The organism is Rubrivirga sp. (assembly GCF_049648075.1).
Taxonomy (GTDB): Bacteria; Bacteroidota; Rhodothermia; order Rhodothermales; family Rubricoccaceae; genus Rubrivirga.
Genome location: NZ_JBARYR010000592.1, coordinates 1 through 4626 on the forward strand (window position 1 = coordinate 1; position 4626 = coordinate 4626).

A 4626-nucleotide genomic window follows, 5' to 3' on the forward strand; every position below is an offset into this window, starting at 1 on the left:
CGCCGGTGGCCTGAGCCTGGGGAGCACGGGCGACAACGGGCAAGCCTACCTCGCCCAAATCCAGCGCGAGATCTCGTCCGTCTCCGCTGACCTGGCCGGCGCCGACGCCCGTACGGGGCTCCTGGCATCGAGGCTGGGCGAGGCCCGGAGCCAGCTCCGCGCCGTGCCCGAGCAACGCGTCGAGATCGACCGGCTCGAGCGCCAGCGGGACGCGACGGCGGCCCGTCTCCGTCAGCTCCAAACCGAGGCCGACCAGGTCGCCCTGACCGAGACGACGGAGGTCGGGTTCGCCCAGGTGATCCGCGACGTCCAGGTCCCGCGTGAGGAGGCCGGCCCCGGCCTGCCGATCAACGTCGGGGTGGGCTCGCTGCTGGGCTTCTTGCTCGGCTTGGGCGTTGCCTTCGTCAAGCACCAGACTGACAACCGCGTCCGCACCCCGGACGACCTGCGCGACTCCGGCTTCGCGGTCATCGGGACCGTCCCGGACTTCTCGAAGCAACTCCGCGGCGAGCGCCAGGAGATCGAGGGCGCTAGCGTCCACCCAGGCCTGGTCTCTCTCCTCGATCCGTTCGGCATCGAGGCCGAGGCCTTCCGGCACCTGCACGCCGGGCTGTACTCCGGCACCCCGACGCCCCAGGTGGTGCTGGTGGGGGCACCGGAGGCGAGCGCGGGCAAGAGCCTGGTCGCGGCCAACGTCGCGATCGTGGCCGCGCAAGCCGGCCGCCGCACCCTGCTCATCGATGCCGACCTGCGCCGTCCGGTCGTGGGCGAGCTGTTCGGCCTGGGCGACCACCCGCTGGGCGAAGGCCCCGAGGGCAGCAACTTCGTCTATTGGAGCACGGCCGCTCCGGGCCTGTTCGCGATGACGCCCCTCGAGGCCGCCGTCCGCCCCGACCAGATGTGGGCGCCGGACCAGATCGGCGCCCTGCTCGACAACCTCCGCGACGCCTTCGACCTGGTCGTCCTCGATACGCCCGCGGCCCTCGCATCGGCCAACGCCGCGCTTTTGGCGCCGCACGTCGACGCCGCCGTCCTGATCGCCGAGGCCGACCGGACCAACCTCGAGGCCATGACCCAGGTCGCGACCGAGCTCTCGGGCGTGGGGCTGGCCCGCATCGGCGCCGTCGTCAACAAGTTCGACGCCCGAGGAGCTGTGGGCTTTGGGTCCACAGCGGCCGTCCGGCACAATCCGCTACCGAACGCTTAGCTCGCCCTCGAGGACGGCTCTCCGATCCCTCTCTGCTGCGGCCTCGAGGTCGCTCTGCTCATGCGCCGTCCCCGTCTCGTCTTGGGAGCCTTCATCTGCCATCCGTTTCGGGGGTCCGAGCCGACGGTCGGGTGGAACAGGGCCGTCGAGTCCTCGAAGTTTGGGGAGGTCCACGTGATCACGAAGCCCGAGGACAACGAGCGGGCTGTCCGCGACGCTGTTCGAGACCAGGGGCTCGAGGGTCTGCACTTCCATTTCGTCCCTCCGACCGCCCTCGAGGACCGACTGATGAGCACGCCCGGCCTGTACTATTCTGGCTACAGGCGGTGGCAGTGGCGGGCGTACCTCGCGGCCAAAGAGATGCACGAGCGCGCGCCGTTCGACCTGGCCCATCACGTCAACATGTGCGGGTTCCGCGAACCGGGCTACTTGTGGAAGCTCGATATCCCATTCGTCTGGGGGCCCGTGGGGGGGACTCAGAACACACCGGCTGCGTTCGTGAAGCATGGGGGGGCGGTAACGACCGTGATCGAGGGTACACGGACCGTGCTCAACGAGATCCAGCTCCGTGCCAGCCCTCGTGTCCGGCGAGCCGCCGCTGCCGCCAGCGTCGTGCTGGCTGCGAACTCGACCGGGAAGCGGGACCTCGAGGCCGCCCTCGGCCTCGAGGTGCGGCAACTGCTCGAGACGGGCGTCCGCTCGGTCGGGGAGCCGAAGCGGTGGGCCGACCGGGTACCCGGCCCGGTCCGCGTGCTTTGGGCCGGCGCGCTCGAGCCCCGCAAGCGAGTCGGAATCGCCGTCGAGGCCATCCGTCGCGTCCGCGAACTCGGCCTCGAGGTCGAGCTCATCGTCGTCGGCGACGGACCCGAGCGTCATCTCGTCGACGACGTCGAGGGCGTCGACGCGCGCGGGCAGATCCCTCGTGCCGACCTGCTCGATCTCTACGCCGACGCCGACATGCTCGCGTTCACGAGCGTCCGAGACACGTCGGGGAACGTCATGCTCGAAGCGCTCGCGGCCGGCTTGCCCGTCGTGTACCTCGACCACCAAGGCGCCGCCGACATGGGCTCTGCCGAGTGCGGGGTTCCCGTACCCGTTACCAGTCCCGAGCACGTCGTCGAGGGCGTGGCTCAGGCTCTCTCGTTGGTCGCGAGCGATCCCGCTCTCTACGACCGTCTGAGCGCGGGCGCTATCGCTCGCGCCGAGGAGCTCCGCTGGACCCGGAACGGGGCTGCCCTGAACGCGATCTACGCCGAGGTGCTCGGGCACGTGCCCGACGTCTCTGGGGACGGCGTGCCCCACGTCTTAGCTGACTATCTCGTTCCCCACGTTCCGACGCCCACCGACGTGGCCTAACGAGCCTGCTCGTCGCCCCAGGCCCGTCGAGGGCGCGCGTTCTCGAGGGCGGCCGAGGGCGAGGGCAACGCGCCTTCGTCCTCGAGGTCGCCGAACGGCGTGGCCAGGGTGCGCGGTGCGCCGCCCGGTCGACGCAGACTCGTTCCCTCGCGGGCCACTAAACGCATGCCCCCGGGGTCGCCGTGCGCGATCAGCCTGCTCAAGATGCCGACCTCGATGCCGATACCCAGCCGGCGTCTCTCCGTCCCCGACTCCCATGCGGTATTCCGTTCTCCTTCTCGCCATCGTGCCTCTGCTGGCGTCCCCTCAGCCCGCCGATGATCCGATCACTCGGATTGGGCGGAGCGAGCGGACCGTGAGCACGGCGCCCGGCTACTACCAGCACCACATGCCGGGAGAGGCGACCATCCAGGTCCAGGTCAGCGGCAACGTGGTCAACCCCGGTCTCTACGAGATCGCGGACGAGACCGACCTCCGTCGTCTCCTCGCCCTCGCAGGTGGACCGCAGGTCGATATCCGTGACCCGCAGAGCGATCGCCGCGTCGAGATCCGACTGTTTCGGCCCGGAACGGGCATGCTCTACGGAGCTCTCCTGAGCGATGCCGTCTCGAACCCCGTCGTGATCCCGCCGCTCCGCCACGACGACGCGCTTTTGGTCGAGGTCGTGGACAAGCGACGCCTGGGGTGGCAGGACGCAGCGACCGCGTTGGGGGCAGTGGGCACGCTCGCGTTCATCATCTCTGTCCTCGGCGGCTAGGCATCTGGCCCCACGGGGCCGCTCCTCGACTCGCTTGGCATGGCCTCGTCCGATCCGTCTCCCCCAAGCACCGCCGAGCGACTCCGATCGTTGTTCGGCGCCGGCTCGTGGGCGCGCAACGGAGCGTGGACCGTGGCGGATCAGGCGCTCTTCGCCGGCGCCAACTTCGTCGTCAGCATCTTGCTGGCGCGGTGGCTTTCGCCCGAGGGGTACGGCGCCTACACCGTAGCCTACACCGTCTTCATCCTCTTGGGTACTGTCCACGGAGGGTTCGTGGTCGAGCCGATGCTGGTGTTCGGGTCGGGCCGGTTCGAGAGTCGGCTCGGACGGTATCTCCGGGTGTTGCTCTCTGGCCACGTCCAACTCGCGCTCATCTTCGGCGCCCTCCTGGGGTCGGGGGCTGCGATCGCGTGGGTCCTGGGTCAGACGGTTCTGGCCCACGCGCTGGCCGCCTTCGCGATCGGCCAGGCGGCGATCTTGTTCCAGTGGATCATGCGGTCGGCGTGTTTCATCAGGACGCAGCCAGCTCTCGCCGCGGCCTCCGACGGCCTTTACGCGCTCTTGGTTGTCGCCGGCGCGTTCGGCCTGCGCGCGCTCAACGTTTTGGACGAGGTCACCGCGATCGTCCTGATCTCGGTGGCATCCCTCATCGCCGGGCTCGTCACCGCGGCCCGCCTGGGCGTCCCCCTGCGGCGCAAAGACGACCGCGACCTCGAGGACGACGCCAAGAACCAGCACTGGAGCTACGGAGGCTGGGCGGCCTCGACGGGCGCCCTCGAGTGGGTCCAGGGCTACCTCCCGTTCCTCCTTTTGCCACTGTGGGCGGGTCTGGCAGAGACCGGCGCGCTCCGGGCGCTGTTCAACTTGGTGATGCCGGTGCTTCACGCGACCGCCGCGATCACCAAGCTCCTCGTCCCGACTCTGGTGCGGGCCGAGTCGCGAGAGCGCGAGCGCAACATCGTCCGGGGTGCTGGGGTGGTCTTGCTTACCGGCGCGCTCGCCTGGGCGTTGTTGATCGGTCTGGCTGGGCGGCCCATCCTAGACGCGCTCTACGACGGTCAGTACAACGACTACGCCCAACTGCTCTGGATGGTCGGGGCGCTCCCCCTGGCCGCCGTCGTCGCCAACGTGCTGATGTCGGTGCTGCGCGCTCGCGAGCGGCCTGCCGAGATCTTCGCGGCCCGCCTTGCGGCGTCAGGGACCATGAGCACGGTCGGCGCGGCGCTCGTCTTCGTGTTCGGGGTGGCCGGGGCGCTGCTCTCCGACTTGGTCGCCGTCAGCGTCGAGGCCGCGGTGATGCTGGGCC

The 4626-nt window shown here is 69.8% G+C and carries 5 protein-coding genes; 4 read left to right on the top strand and 1 reads right to left on the bottom strand.

Annotated elements, in window-relative coordinates:
• Both WBA11_RS16315 and WBA11_RS16320 read left to right on the top strand, forming a co-directional pair.
• Positions 1 to 1207, top strand: a 1207-nt coding sequence (locus WBA11_RS16315) for a hypothetical protein (protein WP_424521710.1), incomplete at its 5' end; no start/stop codon positions are given.
• Between the two features lie 60 nt (positions 1208 to 1267).
• Positions 1268 to 2563, top strand: coding sequence for a glycosyltransferase family 4 protein (locus WBA11_RS16320; protein WP_424521711.1), 1296 nt, complete (start codon positions 1268 to 1270; stop codon positions 2561 to 2563).
• Here WBA11_RS16320 and WBA11_RS16325 read toward each other — a convergent pair.
• Positions 2560 to 2766 carry a hypothetical protein gene (locus WBA11_RS16325; RefSeq protein ID WP_424521712.1) on the bottom strand — a complete coding sequence of 69 codons (207 nt, stop codon included), beginning with the start codon at positions 2764 to 2766 and terminating at the stop codon, positions 2560 to 2562. The genes WBA11_RS16320 and WBA11_RS16325 overlap by 4 nt on opposite strands.
• A 53-nt stretch (positions 2767 to 2819) precedes the next feature.
• Between WBA11_RS16325 and WBA11_RS16330 the strand changes: the two genes are divergently transcribed.
• On the top strand, positions 2820 to 3320 hold the full coding sequence (locus tag WBA11_RS16330) for an SLBB domain-containing protein (RefSeq protein WP_424521713.1): 501 nt from the start codon (positions 2820 to 2822) through the stop codon (positions 3318 to 3320).
• Positions 3321 to 3359: 39 nt separating this feature from the next.
• On the top strand, positions 3360 to 4626 hold a 1267-nt coding region (locus WBA11_RS16335; protein ID WP_424521714.1), incomplete at its 3' end, for a hypothetical protein.

What these genes read in the sequence shown, in the direction of transcription:
- WBA11_RS16320 (WP_424521711.1), top strand. Translation starts at nt 1,268, where the DNA reads ATGCGCCGTCCCCGTCTCGTCTTGGGAGCCTTCATCTGCCATCCGTTT.
- WBA11_RS16330 (WP_424521713.1), top strand. Translation starts at nt 2,820, where the DNA reads ATGCGGTATTCCGTTCTCCTTCTCGCCATCGTGCCTCTGCTGGCGTCC.